Raw genomic sequence first — 25,063 nt, 5'->3', positions numbered from 1 at the left:
ATCCGTTTTCCCGATGGCGCGAGCGTCGCGCGCGCCACCTCCGCTTCATGCGTCGACTCTGGCTTCCGCTTCTGATCGCAGTCCTGCTTGCCGCGTGCTCCAGTGCGCCGCAAAGGGTATCGCGCAGTGGTTCGTCCGCCGGCGAAAACGCGTGGCGCACCAAGCCTGCGGGCTTCCCCAATTTCGTCGATCACAGCGTGGGCCGCGAGGAAATCTCGATCCAGGCGATGGGGCTCGTCGGCATTCCGTATCGCTGGGGCGGCAATACGCCCGACAGCGGCTTCGATTGCAGCGGTCTCGTCAAATACGTGCTCGCGCGCTCGGCCTCGGTGGACTTGCCCCGCACCACGGCCGACATGAGCATGCGCGGCGAAACGATCGAGCCCGACGAGATTGCGGCCGGCGACCTCGTCTTCTTCAATACGACGGGGCGGCCGCATTCGCACGTCGGGATATATGTCGGCAACCTGCGCTTCGTCAACGCGCCTTCGACCGGCGGCACAGTGCGACTCGACTATCTGACCAACCCGTACTGGGCGAAGCGCTTCGACGGGATCCGCCGCATGGCGCCGCCCAAACGCACGCCTTTCGAGACGCCGACCTGGGAAGCGTCTGCGCCGGCTGAACGCGTGCCTGGCGCGAACACCGCGCCACCGGCTGCCGCAATGGCGAGCGTCGCGCCGGCTACGGCGGCGCAGCCCGTGCCGCGAGTCGCGGCCGCGAGCCAGAACCGCGTCGTCGGCGCACCGCAGGCGGCCTATGCGGCAACGCCACCGACAACGCCAGCCACCACGCCGACGGCTTCCACGGCCGCTCCGGCCGACGCGTTCGAGCCCCCGCCCGCCTCGCTCGGCGCGGCGCAGACGCAGGCACGCGACGCGGGCGCGCTCGCACCGGCGGCCGCGCCCGCCAACAACGCGCCTGCATACGCTACCAACCCCGCCGCCAGCGCCCCGCGCGACGCCATCGACGCCGCCGCCGACGCCTTCGAGCCCCCGCCGCCCACGGCAAGCGCAGCGGCGCGCCAGGCCGGCCAGGTGGGCTCGACGCCGATCCAGGCGACGTCGCCAGCCGCGGGAGCCGCGCAGATCATGCGCGCCTCGACGGCCGGCCCGGCCTCGCCCGCCCCGACCCAGTCCAGCGACGACCCGATCGCGCGCTTTGCCAACGGCGGCGACTGAAGCGACCCGGCCACGGCGCTGCGCGGCACGTTGCCCCTGGCCGAACGGCCGAGCATGCTTGCAGCGGTTTGCGGCGCCCCGCGCCTCTGCTATCGTTTTGGGACCGTTTTTCATACTTTCGCGCAGCGAGGCGACGATGGATCTTGGACTCAGCAAGAAGGTGGTACTCGTGACGGGCGGCAGCAAGGGCATTGGCCTTGCCTGCGCGCGCGCCTTTGCGCAGGAAGGCGCCCGCGTGGCGATCGTCTCGCGCGACCCCGCCAATCTCGCGCGTGCTCGTGAGCAACTAGCGAGCGAAGGCCTGCACGTGCACCTCACGCGCGCGGACCTGCACGAGGCGCACAGCGCGGCCGACGTGGTCGAAGAAGTCTCCACCGCGGTCGGCCCCATCGATATCCTCGTCAACAGCGCGGGCGCGGCACGCCGCTACGACCCGGAAACCCTCGATGCGGACGCGTTCAGGGCCACGATGGAGGCGAAATATTTTCCCTACATCTACCCGCAGCAGGAGGTGCTGCGCCGCATGGTGCAGCGGATCAAGTCGGGCGAGAGCATGGAACCCGGGGCGATCGTCAACATCATCGGCATGGGCGGCAAGTTCGCGAGCGACATCCATATCGCGGGCGGCGCGGCCAACGCGGCGCTGATGCTCGCGACCGTGGGCCTCGCGCATTACCACGCGCGCTATGGCATCCGCATCAACGCGATCAACCCCGGCGCCACGCTCACGGAGCGGCTGCAGGAGGCCGTTCAGCTGGAGGCGCAACGCACGGGCGTCGGTGCGCAAGAGGCCTTGGCGAACGGCGAATCGAAGGTGCCGCTCGGGCGCTACGCGAAGCCGGAGGAAATTGCCGATGTCGCGCTCTTCCTCGCGAGCCGCCGCGCGAGCTACGTCACCGGCGCGCTCATTCCGATGGACGGGGCCAGCACGCCACTGATCTGAAGCGCGCGTCAGCGCGCGGGCGTAGCCTCAAAAGCACTGCGGCGCCCGAAGGCGCCGCAGCTTTTACATGAAGCGGTGACCGAGCCACCATGCGGCCGCGGCCAGCGTGGCCGAGGCCGGTATGGTCAGCACCCAGGCCCAGACGATGTTGCCCGCCACGCCCCAGCGCACCGCGCTGAGTTTTTGCGTCGCGCCAACGCCGACAATCGCGCCGGTGATCGTGTGCGTGGTCGAAACGGGAATGCCCATCCACGAAGCCGTGAAGAGCGTGAGCGCCCCGCCCGCCTCCGCGCAGAAACCGCCCACCGGCTTGAGCCTGGTGATCTTCTGCCCCATCGTGCGCACGATGCGCCAGCCGCCGAACAGCGTGCCGAGACCCATCGACAGATAGCAGCCGCCGATCACCCAGATGGGCGGCGCGTCCGAGCCGATCGCCGAGTAGCCCGTTGCGATCAGCAGCATCCAGATGATGCCGATGGTCTTCTGTGCGTCGTTGCCGCCGTGGCCGAGACTATAGAGGCCAGCGGAAAGCAGCTGCAGGCGCCTGAAGCGCCGGTCGACCTTGCTTGGCGGCGTGCGGAAGTACAGCCACGACACCGTGAGCATGAAGAATGAACCGAGGATGAAACCGAGCAGCGGCGAGATGAAGATGAACGCCACGGTCTTCATGAGGCCGTCGAAGTTGAGCGAGGCCCAGCCCGACTTCGCGAGCGCCGCGCCCACGAGGCCGCCGATCAGCGCGTGCGACGAACTCGACGGAATGCCGTAGTACCAGGTGAGCACGTTCCAGCCGATCGCGCCCATCAGCGCGCCGAACACCACGTAGTGGTCGACGATATCGGGGTCGATGGTGCCCTTGCCTACCGTTTGCGCCACCTTCAGGTGGAAGACGAAATAGGCGATCACGTTGAACATGGCGGCAAAAGCCACCGCCTGCTGCGGCTTCAGAACGCCCGTAGACACGACCGTGGCGATGGAATTCGCCGCGTCGTGAAAGCCGTTCATGAAGTCGAAGACGAGAGCGATGGCGACCAGCGTCGCGACCGCCCAGAGAGCGAGTTGTATCGATTGCATCGCAGTGTGCTCAGGCGTTCTCTAGCACGATGCCTTCGATGATGTTCGCGACATCCTCGCACTTGTCCGTGATCGCTTCGAGCAGTTCGTAGATCGCCTTCAGCTTGATCAGGTTCTTGACGTCGTCTTCCTCGCGGAAGAGCTTCGAAATGGCCCCGCGCAGCAAGCGGTCGGCGTCGGACTCCAGACGGTCGATGTCTTCGCAGGCCTGCAGGATCTCACGCGCCTGCTTCATGTCGGAGAGCAGGCCCACCGCCAGCTGCACGCGCTCGGCCGTGGCCGTCACCACGTGCGCCAGCTGGCTCGCCTCGGCGGTCACGGCTTGCACGTCGTAGAGCGAGATGGCCGTGGCGACGTCTTCCATCAGGTCGAGGCAGTCGTCCATCGTCGTGATCAGCTTGTGGATCTCGTCGCGGTCGAGCGGTGTGATGAAGGTCTTGTGCAGAAGGTCGATCGCCTCGTGCGTGAGCTTGTCGGCGGCCTTTTCGGAGGCCTGCACATTCTGCTTGTGAACCTCGGCGTCAGCGAGGTTATCGATCAGGAGTTCGAGTTCGCGGCTCGCGGAAACGATGCATTTCGCATGCGCATTAAAAATCTCGAAGAACTTGCCCTCGGTGGGCATGAATCGACCGAACATTGGTATCCCGGAAATTGGTCTCGGATTGCCGTCACGAAGCGGTGACTTCGCGGTCACTTCGCGGCAATCGGGCAGCAAAATAAGTGACAGAGATGGCTGTCATAAAACGGCAATATTGTATCGTCAGGCGGGAGCTGCCGCATGGATCGGCAGCCGCCAACGCGGCATTTGCGCCACTTTGGCGCAAGCCGCGCAACGCTTTGCGTTATTCGCCGTAGAAGGTCTGCGCCCCGGCAAAATTATCGAACTTCGTGTATTGACCGTGGAACGTGAGGCGAACAGGTCCGATCGGACCGTTACGCTGCTTGCCGATGATGATTTCGGCCGTGCCCTTGTCTGGGCTGTCGGGGTTGTAGACTTCGTCGCGATAGATGAACAGGATGACGTCCGCGTCCTGTTCGATTGCGCCCGATTCGCGCAGGTCCGACATCACCGGCCGCTTGTTCGGACGCTGCTCCAGACCGCGGTTCAACTGCGAGAGCGCGATCACAGGGACATCCAGTTCCTTCGCCAGGCTCTTGAGCGAGCGCGAAATTTCCGAAATTTCGGTCGCACGGTTCTCGCCCGTGCCCGAGCCGCTCATCAGCTGCAGGTAGTCGATGATGATGAGCCCGAGCTTGCCGCACTGGCGCGACAGACGCCGCGCGCGCGAGCGCAATTCCATCGGATTCAGGCCGCCCGTTTCGTCGATGAAGATCTGCGCCTCGCTCATTTTCTGCACGGCGTGCGTGAGCTTCGGCCAATCCTCATCGGTCAGACGGCCCGTACGCATGCGGTGCTGATCCAGACGGCCCACCGACCCGAGCATACGCATGATGAGCTGCGTGCCCGGCATTTCCATGGAGAACACGGCCACCGGCAGACCATACTCGACGGCCACGTACTCGCCGATGTTCATCGAGAACGCGGTCTTACCCATCGAGGGGCGCCCTGCCACGATGATCAGCTCGCCGCCGTGCATGCCCGACGTCATGCGGTCGAGGTCCATGAAGCCCGTAGGCGTGCCCGTCACGTCGCTCGGGTTGGCCGTGTGATAGAGCGTGTCGATGCGCTCCACGACCTGCGTGAGCAGCGGCCCGATCTCGAGGAAGCCCTGGGTGCCGCGCGCGCCGTCCTCGGCGATCGAGAACACCTTCGACTCGGCCTCGTCGAGCAGCTGGCGCACTTCCTTGCCCTGCGGGTTGAAGGCGTCGGCGGAAATTTCGTCGGCGACGGACACGAGTCGGCGCAGCACCGCACGGTCACGCACGATTTCCGCGTAGCGGCGAATATTCGCGGCGCTCGGCGTGTTCTGCGCGAGCGCGTTCAGGTATGCGAGGCCGCCCACGTCATCCGCTTTGCCCGAGGTGCCGAGCGCCTCGTACACCGTCACCACGTCGGCCGGGCGCGTGGCGGCGATCAGCCGGCCAATGTGCTCGAAAATGATGCGGTGATCGTAGCGATAGAAGTCGCTTTGCGAGAGGAAGTCGGCAATCCGGTCCCATGCGCCGTTATCCAGCAGCAGGCCGCCGAGCACCGATTGCTCGGCTTCGATCGAATGCGGCGGGACTTTCAGCGAGTCGAGTTGGGGATCTTTCGGAGCGTTCATGGAGGGCAATTATCGGACAAGGGGGTGCCTCGAACAAGCTTGAAAACTTGCAACGCGCGTAGCGTCCAGGCCGCGCACAACAAAAAAGGCAGAAGCCCTGCGGCTCCTGCCCTTCCTGAGTCTTGCGTCAAACCGCGCGGCCCGCGAGGGCCGCACGTGGGTACTTAGGCGTGCTCGCCCAGCACCGACACCGTGACGTCGACGAGGACGTCGGTGTGCAGTGCAACCTGCACCGGGTGGTCGCCCACCATCTTCAGCGGGCCTTCCGGCAGACGCACTTGCGCCTTTTCCACTGCGAAGCCTTGCTTCGTGAGCGCAACGGCGATGTCCGCGTTCGTGACCGAACCGAACAGGCGGCCGTCCACGCCGGCCTTCTGGCCGATCTGGACGGTCAGGCCGTTCAGCTTTTCGCCTTCGGCTTGCGCTGCTGCCAGCTTTTCAGCGGCGACCTTTTCGAGTTCTGCGCGGCGGACTTCGAATTCGGCGATTGCGTCCTTCGTAGCACGGCGTGCCTTCTTGTTCGGGATCAGGAAGTTACGTGCGTAACCGTCCTTCACCTTGACGATGTCGCCGAGGTTACCCAGGTTGACGACTTTTTCCAGAAGAATGATCTGCATTCTATTGCTCCTTATCGCGTCGTCTTATTAGGCCTTGTGCTGGTCGGTGTACGGCATCAGCGCGAGGAAACGCGCGCGCTTGATAGCCGTGTCCAGCTGACGCTGATAGTGGGCCTTCGTACCCGTCAGACGAGCCGGCGTGATCTTGCCGTTTTCGCCGATGAAGTCCTTCAGCGTGTCGAGGTCCTTGTAGTCGATTTGTTCGACGTTTGCAGCCGTGAAGCGGCAGAACTTCTTGCGCTTGAAGAGCGGGTTTTGTTGCTGACGACGCTTGTCGAATTTCTTACCAGTCGGGCGGGGCATGATTAGTCCTTTCCTGTGCCTTGCATTTCGGTGATGTGAAACACCAGGGTTCGCGCATTGCGGTGCTTTTTCGCCAGAAAACCGGTGAAGAGCGCTTCCACGCCCATCTCACAGCTTTCTACGAGACCGCAGGCCTTGCCGGCCGCGACCGCGGGCATCGTGAGTTCGACGAAGCGGGGAATGCCGGCTTCGACGACCTCCGTGCGATGCTGCAACGTGACGCTTGCGATCGGAACGCCGGCGGGGGTATACCGCACCGGTTCGCGTTCGACGACGCTAGCGGTAAGTTGAAGCCTGTTCACGCGGGGTTGGCTATGACTTTGCTTGAATCCTGATGGCTTACGTACTTAAGCCTGCGCTTCGGTCGGCTGGGCAGCCGCCTTCTTGGCTTCTTCGCGCTGCACTTCCTTCATCATCGGCGACGGGCCGGTTTCGGCCTTCTTCATCTTGACGATGAGGTGACGCAGAACAGCGTCGTTGAACTTGAACGCGTGTTCCAGTTCGTCGAGCGTGGCCTGGTCGCATTCGATGTTCATGCAGACGTAGTGAGCCTTCGCGAGTTTCTCGATCATGTAGGCCAGTTGACGACGGCCCCAGTCTTCGATGCGGTGGATCTGGCCACCGTGCGAGGTGATCGTGCTCTTGTAGCGCTCGATCATGGCGGGCACCTGCTCGCTCTGATCGGGATGCACGATGAAGACGATTTCGTAATGACGCATGTATCACTCCTTGTGGATTTAAGCCACCCGGGCGTCGGAACCGGTGCGGCAAGTGAGAAGCCGAAGATTGTAGCGCGGATGGGCTACGCACGCAAGACAGATCGTGCGTTCTGGCGATGATTCGGGCGTGTTTTCAATGACTTGCGCGGCGAGGAGCGCCATGAAGGCGCCCCTGTGCGGCCGTGTGAGGCGACAGCCTAGCTGCCGGCCGCCTCGCTCGCGCCGCCCGCGAGACGGGCGTCGAGCGCCGCGCGCAGGCCGTCGAGCGCGTCCGCACCGGCGTCCGACACCGCCCACAAGGTCATGCCCGCCGCCTGCCAGCGCAGAAGTGCGTAGCCTTCGCTCGAACTCTGCGGCACGGCGCCCGAGACGGCCGGCCCGTTCGCGCCTGGCGGGAACACATAGACATCGATCACGTGCTTGCCATGGTGATAGACGAGCACGGCGACGCGTTCGCGCCCCACATAATCGAGGCGCCCGCCCGCGAGCGCGAAGCCCTGCTGCGCCAGATCGAAGACAGGCGGCGCGTAGTCGATCCGGCCATTGAACCACGGCTTCACGGTATGGCGGTCGGTCGAGATCACGTCGATATCGCGGCCCGAAATCTGGGCCCGCACGTGGCTGGACACGAGATCGTCGACGAAGGCCATCTCAGCGGCCGGGCGGCGCAGTTGCAGCGTGGCAATCACTGCCAGCGCGCAAAGAATCAACACCGCGCAGCCGAACCACGCGAGCGTGGCCGCGCGCGGCCCCGCGTTGACGGACGCAGCGCCCCAGCCACGACCGCCCGCCTCGCCTCGCGCCCCGCCGCCGCTGCCCGGCCACCAGTTGCGCAGCCAGGCGCGCCAGCCGCCCGAAGCGCGCGCGGGGGTTGGCGATGGCACTGCTTTCGCCGGCGGTACGTCCGTCGCCGGCAATGCCGCGACGATACGCGCAGCCAGCCCAGCCGGCGCACGGTGGTATGGCGCGGATCGGGTCATTCGAGAGATGGCCTGCGCGTCGTCGGCGACACGCCGGCATGGCTCGCAGCCTGCGAGATGCTCGCGCACACGCCATTCGTCGGCGGCGGAGAGTTCGCGGTCGACGCTCGCGTCGACCAGCGGGCGCGCTTCGTTACAGTTCATCGGGCGCCTCCGTCGTTCGGCCTTCGGTTTGAGAGCGAGTGCGCAACGGCGCTCCGCCGTCGGCGGCCGGCTCCTCACGGAACCGACCGCCGTTCCCCCGGCCGGATGGTCTCCTGGCTTGACTGCTTCCCCCGACTCCTGCCCTGTCGTCCGCGCAGCCGGGGGCGCGGACAACCGAATCGTTTGCAGTCTCACCGACTGCACTACCTGCCGCTGACCTGTTTAGCTCGCCGCCGTGGTACGCCGCCAGCAGCGTCGCCAAGCGTCTGCGGCCACGCGCGAGCCGCGACATCACGGTGCCGAGCGGCAGATCGGCGATCGCCGCGATCTCGCGATAACCCAGCTCCTCCAGCTCGCGCAGCACCAGTACTTCCCGATACTCCACCGGCAGGCGCCTGAGCGCATCCTGCACATAACGGGTGTCTTCGGCGCGGATCGCGAGCGTCTCGGGATCGACGCCGCCCGTTTCCCAGCCTTCGAGCGGCGCGTCGTCGCGCAACTCGTCGAACGGCGCCACCTCTTCCGCGCCCGCGCGCCGCCGCCATTCGTCGTACCAGACGCGCCGCACGATCGCGAGCAGCCAGGGGCGGGCCTCGTCGCCGCGAAACGCGTCGAAGAAGCGGAACGCCCGCAGAAACGCCTCCTGGACGATATCTTCCGCGTCGCCCGGGTTACGCGAGAGCCAGCGCGCGAGGTTGTAGGCCGCATCGAGATGCGGCAGCGCCAGCGCCTGAAAGCGGCGGCTGCGTGCGGCCTCATCCTGCTCGTACGCGGTTTCTCCCACGTCGTCCCCTCGCGTCTTCGTTTGGCTTACGCGACCGTGGCCGCATACAGGCACTACCGAAGCTCGGGCCAGTTTATTCCCGCTCCGTGTGCACGAAAACGAAAAATAAATGCGAAATGCGCGACTACGCGCCGGCCCAGTACCCCGGACGCGCGTAGACCTCCTTTAGGTAGTCGATGAAGTAGCGCACGCGCGCCGGCACGTAGCGCTGCTGCGGATACACCGCGAGGATGTCGTAATCGGGCAGCGCGTATTCGTCGAGCACCGTTTCGAGTTCGCCGCGCGCGAGCTGGGCGTCGATCTCCCAGGTCGAACGCCAGCCAAGGCCGAGGCTCTCGGTCACCCAGCGGTGCAGCAGTTCGCCGTCGTTGCAGTCGAGCGTGCCGCCCACGCGCACGGTGACGAGCTTGCCGCCGCGGCTGAAGTACCAGCCGCGGTTCTGGCCGCCCTGCAGGTTGAACGCGAGGCAATTGTGGTTTGGCAGGTCTTCGAGCGTTTTCGGCCGCCCGTGCTTGCGGAAATATTCGGGCGTGCCGCACACGACGCGCCGGTTGGTAGCGAGCTTCACGGCGACGAAGTTCGGGTCCACCGCGCCGCCGATGCGGATCGACAGGTCGTAGCCCTCGCGCACCAGATCGACCACGCGGTCGGTGAGGTTGAACGACACCTGCAGTTCGGGCTTGTCGGCGAGGAACTCGGGCGCGAGCGGCGCGACGTGCTTGCGCCCGAACGCCGCCGGCGCCGAGACGATCAGATGGCCGCTCACCACCTGGCGCCCGGCGGATAGTTCGTTTTCGGCCTGATCCCAGTCGGCGAGCAGGCCGCGGCAGCGTTCGAGAAAGGCCGCGCCCTCCTCGCTCACCACGAGCCTGCGCGTAGAACGGTAAATGAGCTTCACGCCGAGACGCTTTTCGAGCGCGTCGATACGCCGCCCGAGGATCACCGGCGAAACACCTTCCTCGAGCGCCGCCGCCGCGAGGCTGCCCGCTTCTGCGACGCGCACGAAGGTTTCGATCTGCTTGAATCGGTCCATTGCGTGTCTCCCCCGTCGGGTTGCGAGCCGGAAAGCCCCTCCCGCCGGCATTCCATACTTTTTGTTTCGGAATAAACGACCTGGACTGATCTTATCAAACCTTTCTTGCGCCCCTAAAGTGGGCCTCAACGCATCGCCATTCCTCGCATACGAGACATTCAGGAGACAATCATGGCCAAAATGAGAGCCGTCGACGCCGCCGTTCTGGTGCTCGAAAAAGAAGGCATCGACACCGCTTTCGGCGTGCCGGGCGCCGCCATCAATCCGTTCTATTCGGCGATGAAAAGGGCCGGCGGCATCACGCACGTGCTGGCGCGCCACGTCGAAGGCGCCTCGCACATGGCCGAAGGCTACACGCGCGCCACGCCGGGCAACATCGGCGTGTGTATCGGCACCTCGGGCCCCGCGGGCACCGACATGATCACGGGCCTCTACTCGGCCCAGGCCGATTCGATTCCGATCCTCGCGATCACGGGCCAGGCGCCGCGCGCGCGCCTCTACAAGGAAGACTTCCAGGCCGTCGACATCGAGTCGATCGCCAAGCCCGTCACCAAGTGGGCCGTCACCGTGCGCGAGCCGGCGCTCGTGCCGCGCGTGTTCCAGCAGGCGTTCCATCTGATGCGCTCGGGCCGTCCGGGTCCGGTGCTGGTCGATCTGCCGATCGACGTGCAGCTCGCCGAAATCGAATTCGACATCGACACGTACGAGCCGCTGCCGGTCTACAAGCCGCGCGCGACGCGCAAGCAGATCGAAGCCGCGCTCGAACTGCTCAACGCGAGCGACAAACCGCTGATCGTCTCGGGCGGCGGCGTGCTCAACGCGGCAGCCGAAGACCTGCTCGTGCAGTTCGCCGAAACCGTGGGCGTGCCCGTGATCCCGACGCTCATGTCGTGGGGCGCGATTGCCGACGACCATCCGCTCATGGCCGGCATGGTCGGCCTGCAGACCTCGCATCGCTACGGCAACGCCACGATGCTCGCCTCCGACTTCGTGCTCGGCATCGGCAACCGCTGGGCGAACCGCCATACGGGCAGCGTCGAGGTGTACACGAAGGGTCGCAAGTTCGTGCACGTCGATATCGAACCGACGCAGATCGGCCGCGTGTTCGGCCCGGATCTCGGCATTGTCTCGGACGCGAAGGCCGCACTCGAACTGTTCGTCGAAATCGCCAGGGAATGGAAGGCCGCGGGCAAGCTGAAGGATCGCAGCGCGTGGGTGGCCGACTGCCAGGAGCGCAAGCGCACGATGCTTCGCAAGACGCACTTCGAGAACACGCCGATCAAGCCGCAACGCGTGTACGAAGAGATGAACAAGGCGTTTGGCCGCGACACCTGCTACGTGAGCACCATCGGCCTTTCGCAGATCGCCGGCGCGCAGTTCCTGCACGTGTACAAGGCGCGCAACTGGATCAACTGCGGCCAGGCCGGCCCGCTCGGCTGGACGATTCCCGCGGCGCTCGGTGTGCGCGCAGCCGATCCGACGCGTCCCATCGTGGCGCTCTCGGGCGACTACGACTTCCAGTTCATGGTCGAAGAGCTGGCCGTGGGCGCGCAGTTCAAGCTGCCGTACGTGCACGTCGTCGTGAACAACTCGTATCTCGGCCTGATCCGCCAGGCGCAGCGCGCGTTCGACATGGACTTCTGCGTGCAGCTCGCGTTCGAGAACATCAACGCACCTGAAGTGAACGGCTATGGCGTCGATCACGTGACGGTCGCCGAAGGCCTCGGCTGCAAGGCGCTGCGCGTGTTCAAGCCCGAAGAGATCGCCCCGGCGCTCAAAGAGGCCCAGGCGCTCGCCGCCGAGCACAGCGTGCCGGTCGTCGTCGAAGTGATACTCGAGCGTGTGACCAACATATCGATGGGCACCGAGATCGACGCCATCAACGAGTTCGAGGAACTGGCCGAAAAACCCGAGCACGCGCCGACTGCCATCAGCGCGATCAATGCCCTCGACTGAGCGCACTCGAGCCCGCATCAACGCAGCACGAGCAGCGCGCCCGGCATCGGCGCGCTGCCTGAATGATTGACTGCGTGACCTTCCGCCTGACTTCTTTCATTGACCGACCAGCGAGACCCAGCACCATGCCAAAATTCGCCGCGAACCTCACCATGCTGTTCAACGAAGTGCCCTTCCTCGACCGCTTCGCAGCGGCCGCACAAGCGGGCTTCGACGCCGTGGAGTTCCTGTTCCCGTATCCGTACAAGGCCACTGAGCTGGCCGAGCGCCTCGAGGTCAACGGGCTGAAGCTCGTCCTCCACAACCTGCCCGCCGGCAACTGGGAAGCGGGCGAGCGCGGCATTGCCTGCCTGCCCGAGCGCCGCGGCGAATTCCAGGAAGGCGTGGGCCGCGCGATCGAGTATGCGAAGGCGCTGAAGGTGCCGCAACTGAACTGCCTCGTCGGCATTCCGACGGCAGGCGTCGATCGCGACACGGCGCTCGCCACGATCGTCGAGAACCTGCGCTACGCCGCGGGTGAATTGAAACGCGAAGGCATCCGCCTGCTGGTCGAGCCGTGCAATTCGTACGACATTCCCGGCTTCGCGCTGAACCGCTCGGGCGAAGCGCTCGACGTGATCGAAAAGACCGGCTCGGACAACCTGTTCCTGCAGTACGACATCTATCACATGCAGCGCATGGAAGGCGAACTCGCCGCGACGATCAAGAAGCACTTCGCGAAGATCGCCCACGTCCAGCTCGCCGACAATCCTGGCCGCAACGAACCCGGCACGGGCGAAATCAACTACCCGTTCCTGTTCGATCTGCTCGACTCGCTCGGCTACGAAGGCCACATCGGCTGCGAGTACAAGCCGCGCACGACGACCGTCGAAGGCCTCGGCTGGCTGCGCAGCGCGAAGCAGCGCACCGCCGAACTCGCCTGAGCCCGCAATCGGACGCAACGACGCACATTCACGCATTCGCTTTAACGGAGACACAAGATGGCAAAGATTGGCTTTATCGGACTCGGCATCATGGGCGCGCACATGGCGCGCAATCTCATCAAGGGCGGCCACACGCTCGCCGTGAACGGCAAGTATCCGGTGCCCGACGACCTGCGCACGCAAACCGAAGTCGTCGCCGATTCGACGGCTGTCGCGAAGGTATCGGACATCGTCATCGTGATGGTGCCGGACACGCCTGATGTCGCCAACGTCCTGTTCGCCGACGACGGCGTCGCCAAGGGTCTCTCGGCCGGCAAGCTCGTGATCGACATGAGCTCGATCTCGCCGCTCGAAACGCAACAGTTCGCCAAACAGATCAACGCACTCAGCTGCGACTATCTCGACGCGCCGGTCTCGGGCGGTGAAGTCGGCGCACGCGAAGCCACGCTCACGATCATGGTGGGCGGCCCGCAGAAGTCGTTCGATCTTGCCAAGCCGCTGTTCGAATTGATGGGCAAGAATATTTCGCTCATCGGCGACAACGGCGCGGGCCAGACCTGCAAGGTGGCGAACCAGATCATCGTCGCGCTGAACATCGAGGCCGTGGCCGAAGCGCTGCTGTTCGCAGCACGTTCGGGTGCGGACCCCGAGCGCGTGCGCAAGGCCCTCATGGGCGGCTTCGCTTCGTCGCGCATTCTCGAAGTGCACGGCGAGCGCATGACCAGGCGCACGTTCAATCCGGGCTTCCGCATCGAACTGCACCAGAAGGACCTGAATCTCGCGATCGACGGCGCGCGCAAGCTGGGCATCGCGCTGCCGCATACCGCGAGCGCGCAGCAGCTCTTCAGCGTGTGCGCCGCGAACGGCGGCAAGGCATGGGACCACTCGGCCATGATCCGCGCGCTCGAGATCATGGCGAACTTCGAGATCGCCGAGCCGCAAGCGCAGGTGAAGGTGGCTTGATTTTCAGCGGTAGCAGGTAGCAGCACGGCGGTTCGCGCGACGCAACGGGCGGACCGCCTGTAGAACCGGATCACGCATACCGGCTGGTGCGCAGGCATTCGAGCGTGTGCATCAGCCTCCCGTGGGGCGCTTCGCGGCGGCGGCAACCGTCGCGAGGCAAATCGGTGCCGCTCTGGGCTGAGGGCGGCCAGTGGGGTCCGAAAGCGGCGCCCGGTGACGGCGGGGAAGCCTTGGTCGGTCAGACGTCGTCATCGGGTGTCCGCGTGTCGGATGCCCGTTTTTCTTTGCCTTCTCTCTTCTTTCCCCGGTTTCACACTCTTTGACGCTGCCCCGATGGACGCGTTCGCGACCGCGTTTCTAGAATCGTGCTTTCATCGGGCTGTCATGCCGACGGGTCAATGTGGACCCGACGCGTGACCACCCAGTCATTTCCAGCACGTGAGGAGTGTGATCGATGGGCATTATCAATTTCATCAAGGAAGCAGGCGAAAAACTCTTCGGCACGGCTGCCGCGCCGGCCGCCGCCGCGGAACCCGCTGCCGCACCGGCAGACCCCGCCGCGAATCTCGCCGAGCTGAACCAGAAGGCCGGCGACGCGATCGCGGCCTATATCCGCTCGCAGGGCCTCGACGCCGACAACCTCGGCGTGACCTACGACGGCGTCTCGCACACGGTGACGGTCACCGGCAACGCCGCCGACCAGCCCACCAAGGAGAAGATCCTCGTCGCGGCCGGCAACGTGCAGAACGTCGACAAGGTCGACGACCAGATGACCGTGACCAACCCCGCGCCCGAAGCGCAGCACCACACGGTCGTTGCCGGCGACAACCTCTGGAAGATCGCCGAAAAGTACTATGGCAGCGGCGCGAAGAACGACGCGATCTTCGAGGCGAACACGCCGATGCTCAAGAGCCCGGACAAGATCTATCCGGGTCAGGTGCTCGTGATTCCGCCGCTGCAGTAAGTGCGGCGACACACGAACAGGGCCAGAAACGAAACGGGCCTGGCGGAGCGATCCGCCAGGCCCGTTTTTACTTTGTACGCGGCCAGGCTCAGTACGTGTCGAACACGCCCTGCAGCCCCGCCTTGTCGGTCGTGCCAGCCGCCAGCGCGAGCAGCAGCAGCACACGCGCCTTGTACGGGCTAAGCGTGCCCGAAGACACGAAGCCGAGCGTATCGTCCTTGGCCGCGCCGTTGTGCATCACGTGGCCCGAGCCGACGCGCGAGGCGCGCACGACGGCCACGCCCTTGGCGGCCGCTTCGGCCAGCGACTGCTGCAACGCGCCGTGAATCGAGCCGTTGCCCGTGCCGGCCACGACGAACCCATCCACACCGGCGGCAAAGAGTGCTTCGACCGCCGCGCGCGACACGCCCGCGTAGCTCGTCACGATCTCGACCTGCGGCCATTGGACCGGTGCCGTGAACGGCGCATCGACCGTATGCGGGCGCAGCGCGCGGCGCTGGAATTCCACGCGCCCATCCTGCACCCAGCCCAGCGCGCCGATTTCCGGCGACTGGAATGCATCCACCGCATAGGTGCTGATCTTCGCGACGTCGCGTGCGCAATGAATGCGGTTATTGAACGCCACCAGCACGCCCTGTCCCGCCGCCGCCTCGCTCGCCGCGAGCGTGACGGCATTGAGCAGATTGAGCGGGCCGTCGGCGGAAAGCGCCGTGGCGGGCCGCATGGCGGCCGTCAAGATACATGGCTTCGCGCTCTTCACCGTGAGATGCAGCAGGTACGCGGTTTCTTCGAGCGTATCCGTGCCGTGCGTGATCACCACGCCGTCGATCTCGTCGCTGGCCAGCAGTTCGTTCACGCGCTGCGCGAGCGTAGTCCACAGCGCAAGCGACATGTCCTTGCTGTCGATGCTCGCGACCTGCTCGGCATGGATCAGGGCGATGGCGTCGAGGCCCGGCACGGCTGCGAGCAGCTGCGCGACGCCGATCACGCCGGCCTGGTAGCCCGCGGTGTTCGCGGCGTCCGCGGCGGAGCCCGCAATCGTGCCGCCCGTGGCGAGCACGGCAATGCGCGGCAGCCTGGGCGCCGCCGCTGAGGAGGAAGTGGAAGTATTCATGGCGGCGATTTTAAGCGATCCGCCGCCCGCCGAGAAAGTCAGCGCGCTTTTCAGGTTGCCTCGCGCAGCTGGCTCGCGATCTGCTGCTCGGTGAGCTGCGGCGCGAACATTTCGATGAGCCGGTACGCGTACTGGCGCAGGAATGCGCCCTTGCGCAGGCCCACTCGCGTCGTGCTCGCATCGAAGAGATGCTCCGTGTCGAGCGCGACGAGTTCGCTGTCGCGCTTCGGGTCGTAGGCCATCGCCGCGACGATGCCCACGCCCATGCCGAGTTCGACGTAGGTCTTGATCACGTCCGCGTCGATGGCGGTCAGCACCACGTCGGGCACCACGCTCGCTTTCGCGAACGCCTGGTCGATGTGCGAGCGGCCCGTGAAGTCCTGGTCATAGGTGATGACCGGATACTCGGCCACGTCTTCGAGCGTGAGATTTTCGCGGCCCACGAGCGGATGCGACTTCGGCACGACCACCACGTGATGCCACGAGTAGCACGGGAACGTGACGATGTCGGGGAAGCGGTCGAGCGCCTCGGTCGAGATGCCGATGTCGGCCTCGCCGTTGATGATCATCTGCGCGATCTGCTGCGGATTGCCCTGGCGCAGCGCGAGGTGGACTTTCGGAAACACTTCGCGGAACCGGTGCACGACCTTAGGCAGCGCGTAACGCGCCTGCGTGTGCGTCGTCGCGACCACGAGGTGACCGCTGTCCTGGTCCGCGAACTGGCGCGCCACGCGGCGCAGGTTCTCGGCGTCGAGCAGCATGCGCTCGATCAGCTGATGCACGGCCTTGCCAGGCTCCGTGAGGCCGGTCAGGCGCTTGCCGCGGCGAATGAAAATGTCCACGCCGAGCTCGTCTTCGAGATCCTTGATCTGCTTGGAAACGCCTGATTGCGACGTATACAGCACGTTCGCCACTTCGGTCAGGTTCATGTTCTGCCGTACGGCTTCGCGCACGAAACGCAACTGCTGAAAATTCATGGTCTTCTCTCCGGGACTGCTGACCGATTATTCGTTTTTGTCGATGTGAGCACTGTAACGCTTGCTGCGCTGCTTTTTACAGCGCTCATTGCGCCGGAAATACGCGAAGCCCGCGCGGCACGGCCGTCACGCCCTCGCCGACCGAAAGGCCCAGCGCACGCCACGACTCGCGGTCGAGCTCGGCTTCGAGCGCGCCGCCCGTGCGGCTTTCCAGCTCCACGCGCACCGAGCCGCCCAGCGTCACCACGCGGCGCACGTCGACGACGATGCCGTCGCGATAATCGCTCGCTTCGCGGTGCAGCACGAGGTCGTGCGGCCGCACGTAGGCGAGCGCGGGCCCTTCGAAGCTCGCATGCACGGAGATCGGCTGCGCCGCGCCCTCGGCGACGAAACCGCGTGCATCGACGCTGCCGCGCAGCCGGTTTGCGGCGCCCAGAAATTCGTACACGAAGGCCGTCTGCGGATGATCATAGACGTCCTGCGGGCTGCCGACCTGCTCCACGTGCCCATGATTCATCACGACGATGCGATCGGCCACCTCGAGCGCTTCCTCCTGGTCGTGCGTGACGAAGATCGTCGAGATATGCAGGTCGTCGTGCAGGCGGCGCAGCCACGAGCGCAACTCCTTGCGAACCTTGGCGTCGAGCGCGCCGAACGGTTCGTCGAGCAGCAGCACCTTCGGCTCGACGGCGAGCGCGCGCGCAAGCGCGATGCGCTGACGCTGGCCGCCCGACAGCTCGGACGGATAGCGCTGCGCGAGCCAGTCGAGCTGCACGAGCTTGAGCAGTTCATGCACCTTCTCGCGAATCACGGCCTCCGAGGGCCGCTCGCTGCGCGGCTTCACGCGCAGCCCGAACGCCACGTTCTCGAACACCGTCATGTGGCGGAACAGTGCGTAATGCTGGAACACGAAGCCCACCTGGCGCTCGCGCGCGCCCACCTCGCCCACGTCCTGGCCTTGCAGCACGACCTGGCCCGCGTCGGCGTATTCGAGGCCCGCAATGACGCGCAGGAGCGTGGTCTTGCCACAACCGGAAGGTCCGAGCAGCGCAACCAGCTCGCCCGGCGGAAAGTCGAGCGAGACGTTGTCGAGGGCGGTGAAGTCGCCGAAGCGCTTGTGCAGATTGCTGACGGTGATGCCCATGTTTACTGCTCCCCTACTTGAATCGGTTGGCGCACGGCGCGAGGCGCTGCGTGTTGTGAAACATGTTGCACGGCCACGGGTTGCGGGCCGGCGTAGGCGGGAATCTCGTCCGCGCCGCGCAGTTCCGCCGAAAGGCGGCGCTCCGCGAGCAGCTTCAGGCCAAGCGTGACGAGCGCGAGCAACGCGAGCAGCGATGCCACGGCGAACGCCGCCGCGAAGTTGTACTCGTTGTAAAGAATCTCGACGTGCAGCGGCATCGTGTCGGTCTGGCCGCGAATATGACCCGACACCACCGACACCGCGCCGAACTCGCCCATGGCGCGCGCGTTGCAGAGAATCACGCCGTACAGCAGACCCCAGCGGATATTGGGCAGCGTCACGCGGCGGAACATCTGCCAGCCCGAGGCGCCCAGCACGTGGGCGGCCTCTTCTTCGTCGTTGCCCTGCGCCTGCATCAGCGGAATCAGCTCGCGCGCGACGAACGGGAACGTCACGAAGATGGTGGCGAGCACGATACCCGGCACCGCGAAGATGATCTGCACGTTGCGGTCTTCGAGCCACGGCCCGAGCCAGCCCTGCGCGCCGAACAGCAGCACGTAGATGAGACCTGAAATCACGGGCGAAACTGAAAACGGCAGGTCGATCAGCGTGGTGAGCAGCGCCTTGCCGCGAAACTCGAACTTCGCGATCGCCCACGACGCCGCGAGGCCGAAGCCCAGATTCAACGGCACCGCGATCGCCGCGGTGATGAGCGTGAGCTTGATCGCGGAGAGCGCGTCGGGATCGACGAGCGACGTGAAGTAGAAGCCGATACCCTTCGACAGCGCCTGCCAGAACACCGCGACGAGCGGCACCACGAGAAACAGCGCGAGAAACGCGAGCGCGATGCCGGTCAGCAGCCAGCGCACCCACGGTGATTCGGTGACCGGGTCCGGCCGGCGCGTACTTCGTTGTTGCGGCAGCGTGCTCATTGCGCACCTCCCGCGACGGTTGCGCCCACCACGGCACTCGGCGCGCTGCCGGCCGTTACACCCCGGCTCGTGCGGCGCTGCAAATACCACTGCAGCGAGTTGATGAGCAGCAGCATGACGAACGAGACGCAGAGCATCATCACGGCAAGCGCCGTTGCGCCCGCATAGTCGTACTGCTCGAGCTTGGTGATGATGAGCAGCGACGTAATCTCCGACTTCATCGGCACGTTGCCGGCGATGAAGATGACCGAGCCGTACTCGCCCAGCGCACGCGCGAACGCGAGCGCGAAACCCGTGAGAAGCGCCGGCAGCACCGCGGGCAGCACGACACGGCGGAACGTGAGCCAGCGCGAGGCGCCGAGGCACGCAGCGGCCTCTTCCTGTTCGCGCTCGAAGTCCTCGAGCACCGGCTGCACCGTGCGCACGACGAACGGCAAGCCGATGAAGGTCAGCGCCACGAGCACGCCGAGCGGCGTGAAGGCGATCTTCAGACCGAGCGGCTGCAGGAACTGGCCGATCCAGCCATTGCCGGCATACACGGCGGCGAGCGAAATGCCCGCCACGGAAGTCGGGAGCGCGAACGGCAGATCGACGAGCGCATCGATCACCCGTTTGAACGGAAACCTATAGCGCACGAGCACCCACGCCAGCAGGAAGCCGAATACCGCGTTGATCAGCGCCCCGCCGAGCGCGGCGGTGAACGTGAGCCGGTACGACGCGATCACGCGCGGCGACCACACGGCGCGCACGAACTGGCTCCAGTCGAGTGTCGCCGTCTTGAGAAAGGTGGCGGCAAGCGGAATGAGCACCACGAGGCTCAGATAGGCCACCGTGATGCCAAGCGTCAAACCGAAGCCAGGCAGCGCACTGGGCTTGCGCAATCGAAACGTTGTCATGCTCATCGTCCAGACATGGGTTGCGCGATTCGTGCGTTGCAGATTCGCGCCGAAAAGCGCGCCCGTAGGCGCGCTTCGTTGTTATGCGGTCACGTCGTTATGCGGACCGCTTACTGCTTGACCGCCTGCTGCTTGACTGCTCGACAGCTTTACTGCGGCTGATAGATCGAATCGAACACGCCGCCATCCGCGAAATGCGTCTTCTGCGCGTTGGGCCAGCCGCCGAACGTGTCGTCGACCGTGTAGAGCTTGAGCTTCGGAAACTTCGCCGTGAGCGCCGCCGGGACCTTGTCCGAACGCGGACGGTAGAAGTTCTTCGCGGCGATCTCCTGGCCCTCTTCGCTATAGAGGAACTGCAGGTAGGCTTCGGCCTCCTTGCGCGTGCCCTTCTTGTCGACGACCTTGTCCACCACGGCAACCGGCGGCTCAGCCAGAATGCTCACCGAAGGCACCACGATCTCGAACTTGTCCGGGCCGAACTCCTTGAGCGAGAGAAATGCTTCGTTTTCCCATGCGATCAGCACATCGCCGATGCCGCGCTGCACGAAGCTCGTCGTGGCTCCCCGCGCGCCCGAGTCGAGCACGCCCGCGTTCTTGTAGAGCTTCGTGACAAAGTCCTTCGCCTTCTGCTCGTTGCCGCCCGGCTGGTGCAGCGCATACGCCCACGCCGCGAGATAGTTCCAGCGCGCGCCGCCCGAGGTTTTCGGATTCGGCGTGACGATCGAGACACCCGGCTTGGTCAGATCGTCCCAGTCCTTGATGTGCCTGGGGTTGCCCTTGCGCACGAGGAACACGATGGTCGACGTGTATGGCGAGGCGTTGTCGGGCAGGCGCTTTTGCCAGTCCTTCGCGACGATGCCCTTGTTGGCGAGCGCGTCGATGTCCCATGCCAGCGCGAGCGTCGCGACGTCGGCCTGCAGACCGTCGAGCACCGAGCGCGCCTGTGCGCCCGAGCCGCCATGCGACTGTTTGATGGTGAGCGTTTCGCCCGTCTTCGCCTTCCACTGCTTGATGAAGGCTTCGTTGATGTCCTGGTACAGCTCGCGCGTCGGATCGTAGGAGACGTTGAGCAGCGATGTATCCGCGTGAGCGGCCAGCGGCACCATAGCCGCCATCGCCGTGACGCCGACGAGCGGCGCAACGCCGATGACCAGTTTTGCCGCCAGTGTTTTCAGCCAGCCCGCGCGCCCCGTATGTGTCGTGCCCATCTATCTGTTCTCCGTTCTCGTGTGTGCTCGTTTGCGCTCATTGATGAAACTGCAGCTAACGATGGAGGCCAGTCTAGCGATCCCCTTACATTATTAAAAATGATGTTTTCTTATTTTTTAATACGCAAAAGTGGTAAGGACAGAGGAAGTCGCTGTTGGAGCGCGGTTTCATCCGCGCAAACACGGGAAAACGGCCTGATGGCAACGTTCAGTCGATGAACTTCAAGTAACACTTGAAAAGTGGCGAGTACTGTATAAAAATACAGTTACCTGTTCAAACATACAGTGGCGCCATGACCAAACTCACCGCACGACAGCAGCAGGTTTTCGATCTGGTTCGCCGGGCCATCGAGCGCACGGGCTTTCCGCCCACGCGCGCCGAGATCGCGGCGGAACTCGGCTTCAGCTCCGCCAACTCCGCGGAGGAGCATCTGCGTGCGCTGGCGCGCAAGGGCGTGATCGAACTGGCTGCGGGCGCCTCGCGCGGCATCCGCCTCGTGCCGGGGCCCGACGACCTGCCACACCAGTTCACGCTCCCGCACCCGAGCATCATGCAACTCTCGCTGCCGCTCGTCGGCCGCGTCGCTGCGGGTAGCCCGATCCTCGCGCAGGAGCACATCTCGCAGAACTACATGTGCGACCCGGCGCTCTTCTCGAGCCGCCCCGACTACCTGTTGAAGGTGCGCGGCCTTTCCATGCGCGACGCCGGCATCCTCGACGGCGACCTGCTCGCCGTGCAGAAAAAGGCCGAAGCGAAAGACGGCCAGATCATCGTGGCGCGCCTCGGCGACGACGTGACCGTCAAGCGCCTGAAGCGCCGTCCGAACGGGCTCGAGCTGATCGCCGAGAACCCCGATTACGACAATATTTTCGTGGAGGCCGGCAGCGCGGAATTCGCGCTCGAAGGCATCGCGGTCGGGCTGATCCGCCCCACCGAATTCTAAGGAATCCGTCTGAGCGCGGTTTGCACATTGTTTGCGCACCATCTGCGCATACCTGGAGAGAGTCATGGAACGTCTTGCCCGCCTGCTGCCCTTCCGCCAATTCGGCCGCCTTCGCCATCTCCGTGGAATCGCCTCGTGCGCGGTCCGCGAAGTCCGCGATTCGGCTGCCGCACTGAGCGGCTCGCTCTTCGAAGACTCGCCTGAGATGGTAGCGGCCAGCGCAGCCGACCTGCCCGTGCTGCCCTCGGCACAGCCGGCGTTTGCGCGCGTGTCGCTCAACAGCACGCTCAACACCGAACAGCCCATGCGCCGCGCGCCCGTGCGCGTCTATCAGGGTCCGTCGCGGCTCATCCTAGTCGGCACGGTCGACGCGGTTTGCCGCGCAATCGACCGCTGCATCGCCGAGCAGCACAGCGACCTGCCCGCGGCACTCGCGAAGTAAGCAGCAACGCTGCCCAAATGTGAGAAGAGGTTACGGGCGGGATCGTTTGGCCCGGTTTGCGGTCAACACCGTGTTTAAACGATTTGCCCTATGCCGATGACGGAATCTCTCTCTACCCCGCGCAAGACCCAAGGCTGGAAAAAGCCCGTTGCGATCACGGTCGCCGTCGCAATGGTCGTTGCCGCGATCGGCTACGCCTATGCGTCGCCCTATATCGCGGTGAAACACATGAAAGCCGCGGCCGACGCGCGTGACGCCGTCGCGCTCAACGAATACGTCGATTACCCTGCGCTGCGCCTGAGCCTGAAACAGCAGGTGGGCGAGATGCTGCACCGGCGCGTCGAGGGGCAGCACAGCAGCAATCCGTTGCTGATCCTCGGCGCCGTAATTGGCGCGGCACTGATTAGTCCGCTCGTGGATGCCTACGCCACACCGGAAGGCGTGGCCGCCCTGCTCGATGGCATGCCGCCGACGGGCAAGCCCGGCGACCGGCCACACGCGCCGCCGCCAGCGGAATCCGGCGCGCCATCCGCGCAATCGGCAGAGCCGCCGCAATCGGCACCCGCCTCCGCCGCGCCACCGGCCCCGGCCGTATCCGGCACCCCCGCGCCCGAGGCGCGGCCGGTGACCACGGCGGGCTATCGCGGCCTCAATGAGTTCGCGCTCACGTGGGACCGCGGCAGTACGGGCGAGCACTACGCCGCCATTCTGCAGCGTCACGGGCTCTTCTCGTGGAAGCTCTCGGCGGTCGAGCTAAGCGAAGGAAACGTCTCGAACTGAGACAGATCGGCAGTGGCAGCGCTAACAGGCCGGTTCCAGTCGAGCCGGCCCGCTTGATCCCCTACGCGGCGGCTTGCTGCTGCTTTTCCTCAGCCGCCGACGAACACGCCACGAGAATGCTGCACGAAACGCGGTCGAGCAGCGGCGTGTTGCCGGCGCCCATCCACCAACGCGAGAGCCCTGTGCGGCAGCGGTGGCCCACCACCACGAGGTCGGCATTCAGCTCGTTGGCCAGATTCGCGATTTCGTCGATCGGATGACCGAACGCGAAATGCCCCTGAGCGCGCACGCCGCGCTCAGTTAGCCAGTCCACGCCTTCCTGAAGAATCTCGCGCGCCGTTTCCTCGAAGCGGCCGCAGGCCACGTCGGTCAACAGGCCGGCGCTCTGGGCGATCGTCGAACGCATGTCGACGACCGAGAGCAAGTGCGTCTCGGCCTGCAGATCGAGTGCAAGATCGGCGCCGCACCGCAGCGCCTTGCGGCCTTCGCGCGAGCCGTCGTAACAGAGCAGAATTTTTTTATAGCTCGCCATGATCGCTTCTCCCCGCCCGCGTGATTTGCAGGCTGTGCGATTCTCATGATGGTGCGCCGCAATTCCACACGCAAGGGCTGGAAAACGCCAGGTGTGCATCGAAAAACGCCAGGCACGTCCCAATCGGCGCACGCATCTTGCACAGTGCTGGATGCTTGCCGCGACATGCATTTACCTCGTGCGTCGTCAAAACACTTGTGAGCGACGCCCGACCCGCCACGCAGCAATGCACTAAAATGGGCCGCCTCGTTTCGTGCGATTTTTCGTTCGGTACTTCGAGCGACTCGCGCGATGCCCGATCGACTCACGTTCAACCGGTCCATGCCCGCACCCGCCATCGAATTCGAGCAGGTCATCAAACATTATGGAGACAGGACGGTCGTCAACGGCCTGTCGTTCGACGTCGTTCCCGGCGAGTGCTTCGGACTGCTCGGCCCGAACGGCGCGGGAAAAACCACGACACTGCGCATGCTGCTCGGCATCGTTTCGCCCGATGCGGGTCGCATCAGCCTGTGCGGCGAGCCGGTGCCGGCGCGCGCGCGCCACGCCCGCCAGCGCGTGGGGGTGGTGCCGCAGTTCGACAATCTCGACCCCGACTTCACCGTGCGCGAGAACCTGCTCGTGTTCGGCCGCTACTTCGGCTTGTCCGCGCGCGAAACGCGCGAGCTCGTCGCGCCATTGCTCGAATTCGCGCGCCTCGAAAGCAAGGCCGACGCACGCGTGGGCGAACTCTCAGGCGGCATGCGCCGACGTCTCACACTCGCGCGCGCGCTCGTGAACGACCCGGACGTGCTTGTGATGGACGAGCCCACTACGGGCCTCGATCCACAGGCACGGCATCTGATCTGGGAGCGGCTGCGCTCGCTGCTCGCGCGCGGCAAAACGATTCTCCTCACCACGCATTTCATGGAGGAGGCCGAACGGCTTTGCAATCGGGTCTGCGTGATCGAGGAAGGCCGCAAGATCGCCGAGGGCGCACCCAAGGCGCTGATCGAATCGGAGATCGGCTGCGATGTGATCGAGGTGTACGGACCGGACCCGGTCGCGTTGCGCGATGAACTTGCGGCCGACGCGAAGCGCACCGAGATCAGCGGCGAGACGCTGTTCTGTTATGTCGACGACCCTGCGCCTGTCCATGCGAAGCTGCGCCATCGCTCTGATTTGCGCTATCTGCACCGGCCCGCGAATCTCGAAGACGTGTTCCTGCGGCTCACGGGCCGCGAGATGCAGGATTAACGGCGGCAGG

27 protein-coding genes are annotated in these 25,063 nt (G+C 65.1%); 10 read left to right on the top strand and 17 right to left on the bottom strand.

The genetic code is table 11. From position 1 onward, the window contains the following. The first annotated feature begins 47 nt into the window (after nucleotides 1-47). Complete coding sequence (locus ACOJB8_RS27735) at nucleotides 48-1,181, top strand: C40 family peptidase (RefSeq protein WP_342945670.1); 1,134 nt, start codon at nucleotides 48-50, stop codon at nucleotides 1,179-1,181. Between the two features lie 136 nt (nucleotides 1,182-1,317). Further along, complete coding sequence (locus tag ACOJB8_RS27730; protein WP_342945669.1) at nucleotides 1,318-2,124, top strand: SDR family oxidoreductase; 807 nt, start codon at nucleotides 1,318-1,320, stop codon at nucleotides 2,122-2,124. Between the two features lie 63 nt (nucleotides 2,125-2,187). Here ACOJB8_RS27730 and ACOJB8_RS27725 read toward each other — a convergent pair whose 3' ends face one another. The 10 genes from ACOJB8_RS27725 to ACOJB8_RS27680 all read right to left on the bottom strand — a co-directional run bounded on the left by ACOJB8_RS27725 (nucleotide 2,188) and on the right by ACOJB8_RS27680 (nucleotide 10,003). Then, complete coding sequence (locus ACOJB8_RS27725; protein ID WP_342945668.1) at nucleotides 2,188-3,198, bottom strand: inorganic phosphate transporter; 1,011 nt, start codon at nucleotides 3,196-3,198, stop codon at nucleotides 2,188-2,190. 10 nt (nucleotides 3,199-3,208) lie between these two features. Beyond that, the gene (locus ACOJB8_RS27720; RefSeq protein ID WP_069267536.1) at nucleotides 3,209-3,835 is read right to left on the bottom strand and encodes a DUF47 domain-containing protein; all 627 of its coding nucleotides are present in this window, start codon (nucleotides 3,833-3,835) and stop codon (nucleotides 3,209-3,211) included. Between the two features lie 205 nt (nucleotides 3,836-4,040). Beyond that, the gene (locus ACOJB8_RS27715) at nucleotides 4,041-5,423 is read right to left on the bottom strand and encodes a replicative DNA helicase (protein WP_069267537.1); all 1,383 of its coding nucleotides are present in this window, start codon (nucleotides 5,421-5,423) and stop codon (nucleotides 4,041-4,043) included. A gap of 164 nt (nucleotides 5,424-5,587) precedes the next feature. Further along, on the bottom strand, nucleotides 5,588-6,040 hold the full coding sequence (gene rplI / locus ACOJB8_RS27710) for a 50S ribosomal protein L9 (protein WP_069267538.1): 453 nt from the start codon (nucleotides 6,038-6,040) through the stop codon (nucleotides 5,588-5,590). Between the two features lie 27 nt (nucleotides 6,041-6,067). Beyond that, nucleotides 6,068-6,343 (bottom strand): 30S ribosomal protein S18, encoded by a 276-nt coding sequence (gene rpsR, locus ACOJB8_RS27705; RefSeq protein WP_027797225.1) that lies wholly within the window; start codon nucleotides 6,341-6,343, stop codon nucleotides 6,068-6,070. 2 nt (nucleotides 6,344-6,345) lie between these two features. Beyond that, complete coding sequence (priB, locus tag ACOJB8_RS27700; protein WP_028204898.1) at nucleotides 6,346-6,645, bottom strand: primosomal replication protein N; 300 nt, start codon at nucleotides 6,643-6,645, stop codon at nucleotides 6,346-6,348. A 45-nt stretch (nucleotides 6,646-6,690) separates the two neighbouring features. Next, entirely contained in the window at nucleotides 6,691-7,062 is a 372-nt protein-coding gene (rpsF, locus tag ACOJB8_RS27695; RefSeq protein ID WP_028216785.1) for a 30S ribosomal protein S6, read from the bottom strand. Nucleotides 7,063-7,259: 197 nt separating this feature from the next. Next, nucleotides 7,260-8,186, bottom strand: coding sequence for an anti-sigma factor (locus ACOJB8_RS27690; RefSeq protein ID WP_368604206.1), 927 nt, complete (start codon nucleotides 8,184-8,186; stop codon nucleotides 7,260-7,262). Continuing rightward, nucleotides 8,176-8,970, bottom strand: coding sequence for an RNA polymerase sigma factor (locus ACOJB8_RS27685; RefSeq protein WP_475015519.1), 795 nt, complete (start codon nucleotides 8,968-8,970; stop codon nucleotides 8,176-8,178). The genes ACOJB8_RS27690 and ACOJB8_RS27685 overlap by 11 nt, the downstream gene beginning before the upstream one ends. A 124-nt stretch (nucleotides 8,971-9,094) precedes the next feature. Then, on the bottom strand, nucleotides 9,095-10,003 hold the full coding sequence (locus ACOJB8_RS27680; RefSeq protein WP_069267540.1) for a substrate binding domain-containing protein: 909 nt from the start codon (nucleotides 10,001-10,003) through the stop codon (nucleotides 9,095-9,097). Between the two features lie 171 nt (nucleotides 10,004-10,174). Between ACOJB8_RS27680 and gcl the strand changes: the two genes are divergently transcribed. The 4 genes from gcl (at nucleotide 10,175) to lysM (ending at nucleotide 14,809) form a co-directional block, all read left to right on the top strand. Further along, entirely contained in the window at nucleotides 10,175-11,959 is a 1,785-nt protein-coding gene (gcl, locus tag ACOJB8_RS27675; protein WP_342945666.1) for a glyoxylate carboligase, read from the top strand. A gap of 125 nt (nucleotides 11,960-12,084) precedes the next feature. After that, nucleotides 12,085-12,882 (top strand): hydroxypyruvate isomerase, encoded by a 798-nt coding sequence (gene hyi, locus ACOJB8_RS27670; protein ID WP_475015516.1) that lies wholly within the window; start codon nucleotides 12,085-12,087, stop codon nucleotides 12,880-12,882. Between the two features lie 57 nt (nucleotides 12,883-12,939). Next, the gene (locus tag ACOJB8_RS27665) at nucleotides 12,940-13,845 is read left to right on the top strand and encodes a 2-hydroxy-3-oxopropionate reductase (protein ID WP_475015514.1); all 906 of its coding nucleotides are present in this window, start codon (nucleotides 12,940-12,942) and stop codon (nucleotides 13,843-13,845) included. A 454-nt stretch (nucleotides 13,846-14,299) separates the two neighbouring features. Continuing rightward, nucleotides 14,300-14,809: a peptidoglycan-binding protein LysM gene (gene lysM / locus ACOJB8_RS27660; protein WP_069267544.1), complete on the top strand. Its 510-nt coding sequence runs from the start codon at nucleotides 14,300-14,302 to the stop codon at nucleotides 14,807-14,809. 88 nt (nucleotides 14,810-14,897) lie between these two features. Here the strand turns inward: lysM and ACOJB8_RS27655 are convergent, their stop codons facing one another. From ACOJB8_RS27655 to ACOJB8_RS27630, 6 genes are all read right to left on the bottom strand, one after another. Then, nucleotides 14,898-15,923 carry an asparaginase gene (locus ACOJB8_RS27655; RefSeq protein WP_475015512.1) on the bottom strand — a complete coding sequence of 342 codons (1,026 nt, stop codon included), beginning with the start codon at nucleotides 15,921-15,923 and terminating at the stop codon, nucleotides 14,898-14,900. A 50-nt stretch (nucleotides 15,924-15,973) separates the two neighbouring features. Then, nucleotides 15,974-16,900: a CysB family HTH-type transcriptional regulator gene (locus ACOJB8_RS27650; protein ID WP_069267546.1), complete on the bottom strand. Its 927-nt coding sequence runs from the start codon at nucleotides 16,898-16,900 to the stop codon at nucleotides 15,974-15,976. Nucleotides 16,901-16,985: 85 nt separating this feature from the next. Next, a complete protein-coding gene (locus ACOJB8_RS27645) occupies nucleotides 16,986-18,044 on the bottom strand; it encodes a sulfate/molybdate ABC transporter ATP-binding protein (RefSeq protein ID WP_475015510.1) in 1,059 nt (352 codons plus the stop codon). 2 nt (nucleotides 18,045-18,046) lie between these two features. After that, nucleotides 18,047-19,015, bottom strand: a complete 969-nt coding sequence (cysW, locus tag ACOJB8_RS27640; protein WP_069267548.1) for a sulfate ABC transporter permease subunit CysW — start codon at nucleotides 19,013-19,015, stop codon at nucleotides 18,047-18,049. Continuing rightward, nucleotides 19,012-19,911, bottom strand: coding sequence for a sulfate ABC transporter permease subunit CysT (cysT, locus tag ACOJB8_RS27635; protein WP_368616197.1), 900 nt, complete (start codon nucleotides 19,909-19,911; stop codon nucleotides 19,012-19,014). Before cysT ends, cysW begins: the two co-directional genes overlap by 4 nt. A 149-nt stretch (nucleotides 19,912-20,060) precedes the next feature. Beyond that, nucleotides 20,061-21,119 carry a sulfate ABC transporter substrate-binding protein gene (locus tag ACOJB8_RS27630; RefSeq protein ID WP_368604200.1) on the bottom strand — a complete coding sequence of 353 codons (1,059 nt, stop codon included), beginning with the start codon at nucleotides 21,117-21,119 and terminating at the stop codon, nucleotides 20,061-20,063. Nucleotides 21,120-21,412: 293 nt separating this feature from the next. On the opposite strand from ACOJB8_RS27630, the gene lexA reads away from it, so the two are divergent. The 3 genes from lexA to ACOJB8_RS27615 all read left to right on the top strand — a co-directional run bounded on the left by lexA (nucleotide 21,413) and on the right by ACOJB8_RS27615 (nucleotide 23,285). Then, complete coding sequence (gene lexA, locus ACOJB8_RS27625) at nucleotides 21,413-22,063, top strand: transcriptional repressor LexA (protein WP_042268621.1); 651 nt, start codon at nucleotides 21,413-21,415, stop codon at nucleotides 22,061-22,063. A 64-nt stretch (nucleotides 22,064-22,127) separates the two neighbouring features. Continuing rightward, on the top strand, nucleotides 22,128-22,505 hold the full coding sequence (locus ACOJB8_RS27620; protein ID WP_368604199.1) for a hypothetical protein: 378 nt from the start codon (nucleotides 22,128-22,130) through the stop codon (nucleotides 22,503-22,505). Nucleotides 22,506-22,601: 96 nt separating this feature from the next. After that, nucleotides 22,602-23,285: a DUF2939 domain-containing protein gene (locus ACOJB8_RS27615; RefSeq protein ID WP_342945661.1), complete on the top strand. Its 684-nt coding sequence runs from the start codon at nucleotides 22,602-22,604 to the stop codon at nucleotides 23,283-23,285. 61 nt (nucleotides 23,286-23,346) lie between these two features. Here ACOJB8_RS27615 and ACOJB8_RS27610 read toward each other — a convergent pair whose 3' ends face one another. Continuing rightward, the gene (locus ACOJB8_RS27610) at nucleotides 23,347-23,817 is read right to left on the bottom strand and encodes a universal stress protein (RefSeq protein WP_069267551.1); all 471 of its coding nucleotides are present in this window, start codon (nucleotides 23,815-23,817) and stop codon (nucleotides 23,347-23,349) included. Between the two features lie 321 nt (nucleotides 23,818-24,138). Between ACOJB8_RS27610 and nodI the strand changes: the two genes are divergently transcribed. Beyond that, nucleotides 24,139-25,053, top strand: coding sequence for a nodulation factor ABC transporter ATP-binding protein NodI (gene nodI, locus ACOJB8_RS27605; protein WP_069267611.1), 915 nt, complete (start codon nucleotides 24,139-24,141; stop codon nucleotides 25,051-25,053). Nucleotides 25,054-25,063 lie beyond the last annotated feature (10 nt).

The organism is Paraburkholderia sp. BR10141 (assembly GCF_056155635.1).
This window is presented reverse-complemented; position numbering and strand designations above follow the sequence as displayed.

Coding starts and splice junctions, on each gene's coding strand:
- ACOJB8_RS27735 (WP_342945670.1), top strand. CDS start 48: ATGCGTCGACTCTGGCTTCCGCTTCTGATCGCAGTCCTGCTTGCCGCG.
- ACOJB8_RS27730 (WP_342945669.1), top strand. CDS start 1,318: ATGGATCTTGGACTCAGCAAGAAGGTGGTACTCGTGACGGGCGGCAGC.
- ACOJB8_RS27725 (WP_342945668.1), bottom strand. CDS start 3,198: ATGCAATCGATACAACTCGCTCTCTGGGCGGTCGCGACGCTGGTCGCC.
- ACOJB8_RS27720 (WP_069267536.1), bottom strand. CDS start 3,835: ATGTTCGGTCGATTCATGCCCACCGAGGGCAAGTTCTTCGAGATTTTT.
- ACOJB8_RS27715 (WP_069267537.1), bottom strand. CDS start 5,423: ATGAACGCTCCGAAAGATCCCCAACTCGACTCGCTGAAAGTCCCGCCG.
- rplI (WP_069267538.1), bottom strand. CDS start 6,040: ATGCAGATCATTCTTCTGGAAAAAGTCGTCAACCTGGGTAACCTCGGC.
- rpsR (WP_027797225.1), bottom strand. CDS start 6,343: ATGCCCCGCCCGACTGGTAAGAAATTCGACAAGCGTCGTCAGCAACAA.
- rpsF (WP_028216785.1), bottom strand. CDS start 7,062: ATGCGTCATTACGAAATCGTCTTCATCGTGCATCCCGATCAGAGCGAG.
- ACOJB8_RS27690 (WP_368604206.1), bottom strand. CDS start 8,186: ATGAACTGTAACGAAGCGCGCCCGCTGGTCGACGCGAGCGTCGACCGC.
- ACOJB8_RS27680 (WP_069267540.1), bottom strand. CDS start 10,003: ATGGACCGATTCAAGCAGATCGAAACCTTCGTGCGCGTCGCAGAAGCG.
- gcl (WP_342945666.1), top strand. CDS start 10,175: ATGGCCAAAATGAGAGCCGTCGACGCCGCCGTTCTGGTGCTCGAAAAA.
- hyi (WP_475015516.1), top strand. CDS start 12,085: ATGCCAAAATTCGCCGCGAACCTCACCATGCTGTTCAACGAAGTGCCC.
- ACOJB8_RS27665 (WP_475015514.1), top strand. CDS start 12,940: ATGGCAAAGATTGGCTTTATCGGACTCGGCATCATGGGCGCGCACATG.
- lysM (WP_069267544.1), top strand. CDS start 14,300: ATGGGCATTATCAATTTCATCAAGGAAGCAGGCGAAAAACTCTTCGGC.
- ACOJB8_RS27655 (WP_475015512.1), bottom strand. CDS start 15,923: ATGAATACTTCCACTTCCTCCTCAGCGGCGGCGCCCAGGCTGCCGCGC.
- ACOJB8_RS27650 (WP_069267546.1), bottom strand. CDS start 16,900: ATGAATTTTCAGCAGTTGCGTTTCGTGCGCGAAGCCGTACGGCAGAAC.
- ACOJB8_RS27645 (WP_475015510.1), bottom strand. CDS start 18,044: ATGGGCATCACCGTCAGCAATCTGCACAAGCGCTTCGGCGACTTCACC.
- cysW (WP_069267548.1), bottom strand. CDS start 19,015: ATGAGCACGCTGCCGCAACAACGAAGTACGCGCCGGCCGGACCCGGTC.
- cysT (WP_368616197.1), bottom strand. CDS start 19,911: ATGACAACGTTTCGATTGCGCAAGCCCAGTGCGCTGCCTGGCTTCGGT.
- ACOJB8_RS27630 (WP_368604200.1), bottom strand. CDS start 21,119: ATGGGCACGACACATACGGGGCGCGCGGGCTGGCTGAAAACACTGGCG.
- lexA (WP_042268621.1), top strand. CDS start 21,413: ATGACCAAACTCACCGCACGACAGCAGCAGGTTTTCGATCTGGTTCGC.
- ACOJB8_RS27620 (WP_368604199.1), top strand. CDS start 22,128: ATGGAACGTCTTGCCCGCCTGCTGCCCTTCCGCCAATTCGGCCGCCTT.
- ACOJB8_RS27615 (WP_342945661.1), top strand. CDS start 22,602: ATGACGGAATCTCTCTCTACCCCGCGCAAGACCCAAGGCTGGAAAAAG.
- ACOJB8_RS27610 (WP_069267551.1), bottom strand. CDS start 23,817: ATGGCGAGCTATAAAAAAATTCTGCTCTGTTACGACGGCTCGCGCGAA.
- nodI (WP_069267611.1), top strand. CDS start 24,139: ATGCCCGCACCCGCCATCGAATTCGAGCAGGTCATCAAACATTATGGA.